The organism is Streptomyces sp. NPDC002130, from assembly GCF_040296465.1.
Taxonomy (GTDB): Bacteria; Actinomycetota; Actinomycetes; order Streptomycetales; family Streptomycetaceae; genus Streptomyces.
In genome coordinates this window covers 1-2,538 of record NZ_JBEOXI010000543.1, presented here as the reverse complement: position 1 = coordinate 2,538, position 2,538 = coordinate 1, and the positions used below count along the sequence as shown (strand labels likewise).

The following is a 2,538-nucleotide window of genomic DNA, read 5'->3' as shown; positions in this document are numbered from 1 at the left end:
GGCGGGTCTCGCCGCCGGTCCCACGACGAGGTTCGCGATACGGAATGCACTGCGCGAGATAGTCGAGCGCGACGCGATGACGCTCTCCTGGACCGGAAGGCGCGGCGTTCGGATCGTCACCGGGATGCCAGAGCAGCTCCTTCGACTGGGCAATCACGAAACCCTGTCGACTAGATGGCTGGCATTCGAGAGTGATTTCGGGATCCCGGTACTCGGCGCCCTCGTCCGCGACCACCGCACCGGATACTCCACCATGGGAACCGCCTGCCACGAGGACGCACAGACCGCTGCGTTCAAGTCGCTCGGCGAAGCGCTTCAGCTGCAACTTCTTTCCGCCGACTACGACGACCCGGAGAGCGGCATCGGTCGAGCCGCAGCCTCCCCGAACAGCCCGCTTGCGCCGTGGCGAGCCGATCGACGCTACGCGGACGTCTACCGATCGGACTTTGCCGACGTCATGGACTACGGATGCCACTTGCAACTCCACCTGGACCCGGAGATCCAAACACGATTCGAGAGTGAGCTGGCAGGTGCCGTCGACGGCGAGGTGGAACTCGACTCTCTGACGTCACCCATCGACACCGAAAGCGCACTGACAGGCTCGGGTTTCAGGCCGGCATGGGTCGACCTCACCACTACTGATGTTCTCCGAACTGGCCTGCATGTCGTCCGCGTCGTCGTACCCGGTTGTCTCACCAATGCGGCCGCCGGATTGCCGTTTCTCGGATCGCCGCGACTAGTCGACAGTCTTGCCGGACATCCGTCTCGCACCATCCCATTGCCGCACTGACAGTTCGTTCAGGCCGTGATGGCGTGGGCTCACGGTTCCGGCAACGGAAGGATGCCGAGATTGGCGTCGAGACCCCCGTCGACGACGAGCGTCGCCTACCCGAGGCGACGCGTCCGCCCAGACCGAGACGCACGAGCAACAGCAGTCGCTTGAGCGCCGGTGTGCCCTTCTCCAACACGACGCTGGTTCGCAGGATCACTACTCGTGACGTGTTTGCGCCCTCGACCGCTGCCTCCCAGTCCTTTGCGACGTCGGTCATCTGAGGCGGCCCGTCAGCGAGAGGAGAAGCCTCGTCCAATCGGGTCTCACCCGCATCGCCGTAGATCGCGAGCGTGCTCGCCTGGATCCACACCGGAACCGGGTTCGCCAGTAGTTTCGACGCTTCGACCAGCGCGCGCGTCGGATCGACTCGGGAGCTGGTGAGCAGTGCGATGTTTGCCGGGGTGGGTCGGCGATCGACCAACTCGCCGGCAAGGTTGATCACCGCGGCGCCGTCGAGTTCTCCTGCCCAGTCGCCGACCGTGACACCGTCCCACTGAACCTGCCTGTGCCGACCGGGTTTCGGTGATCGAGTCAGGACCACGACGTCATACCCACGGTCGGCGAGATCGTCGCTGATCCGGCGGCCGAGAGCACCGGTGCCACCGGCGATCACGACCTTCGCCATCACTGCGCCTGACTGACCGAGGACATGTGGAAATCGGGAATGCGCATCGGCGGCATCGCTGTCCGAGTGAACCAGTCTTTCCACTCGCGCGGGAGTGTGATCTCGGTGCGTCCAGCCTCGGTGACCCGCCGCAGCAGATCGAGCGGGCTCTCGTTGAAACGGAAGTTGTTGACGGCGCCGACGATCTTGCCGTCCTCGATCAAATACACCCCGTCACGGGTAAGTCCGGTCAACAGCAGCGTCGTCGGATCCACCTCACGGATGTACCAGAGGGTTGTGAGCAGTAGACCCTTCTCGGTACCTGCGATCATGTCCTCGATCGAGGTGTCGTCACCACCGGTCAGGATGAGATTGTCGCCGGGAACTGCGACAGGTCGACCGAATTCTCGTGCAGCGTGGCGTGGGTACGCCAGCGCATTGACGACCCCGTCTCGGACCCAGTCGACGGGTTCGATCTCCATGCCGTTGTCGAACAGTGAGACGGATTCGCTCGACGACGTCGTGATCACGAACGGCGCGGACTGCAAGCCCTCGGCGCCGGGGTCGGAGGTCAGCGTGAGTGGCAAGGCACCCAGTTTCTCACCGATCCGCGTGGCGCCGGTGGATCTTCATGCAGCTTCCGTGGCGCAAGGAAATCGTCAGGGGAATGCTGGGCGCCGATCTGATCGGCTTCCACTTACCTGGTGGCGCAAACAATTTCCTGTTCTTGGCCCGCAAACTACTCGGCCTCAAGACGACGACCGCAGGCGTCGGTGTTCGAAGTGCGCTCGGGCATGTGGATTTCGATTCTCGCGTCGTCAAGGTGGGAGCCTTTCCGATCTCCGTCGATTCGGCCGAGCTCGAGCGGCAGTCGAAGAGCGAATCGGTCCTGCGCCGCGCACGCGAATTGAAGGAAGAGCTCGGAAATCCCGAGAAAATCCTGCTGGGAGTCGACCGCCTGGACTACACCAAGGGCATCGATCTACGGTTGCAAGCCCTCAAGGAACTCCTCGACGAGGGCCGTTTGGATCCGGAGAAGTACACGATGGTGCAGCTCGCGACGCCCAGTCGTGAACGCGTGCAACACTATATCGACCTCCGC

The 2,538-nt window shown here is 63.3% G+C and carries 3 protein-coding genes and 1 pseudogene; 2 read left to right on the top strand and 2 right to left on the bottom strand.

What is annotated here, in order from left to right; genetic code table 11:
* Nucleotides 1-790, top strand: a 790-nt coding sequence (locus tag ABT116_RS42500; protein ID WP_351645946.1) for a YcaO-like family protein, incomplete at its 5' end; no start/stop codon positions are given.
* Here ABT116_RS42500 and ABT116_RS42495 read toward each other — a convergent pair.
* Nucleotides 693-1,457 carry an NAD-dependent epimerase/dehydratase family protein gene (locus ABT116_RS42495; RefSeq protein WP_351645941.1) on the bottom strand — a complete coding sequence of 255 codons (765 nt, stop codon included), beginning with the start codon at nt 1,455-1,457 and terminating at the stop codon, nt 693-695. The two genes, ABT116_RS42500 and ABT116_RS42495, sit on opposite strands and share 98 nt — an antisense overlap.
* A pseudogene (locus ABT116_RS42490) lies at nt 1,457-2,056 on the bottom strand (metallopeptidase TldD-related protein); the annotation flags it as partial. The gene ABT116_RS42495 and the pseudogene ABT116_RS42490, both read right to left, overlap by 1 nt.
* An 11-nt stretch (nt 2,057-2,067) precedes the next feature.
* Between ABT116_RS42490 and ABT116_RS42485 the strand changes: the two are divergent.
* A partial coding sequence (locus ABT116_RS42485) for a trehalose-6-phosphate synthase (protein ID WP_351645937.1) occupies nt 2,068-2,538 on the top strand: 471 nt, incomplete at its 3' end.

Bases quoted from the DNA above. Each gene is read 5' to 3' on its own strand.
- ABT116_RS42495 (WP_351645941.1), bottom strand. From the start codon at position 1,457: ATGGCGAAGGTCGTGATCGCCGGTGGCACCGGTGCTCTCGGCCGCCGG.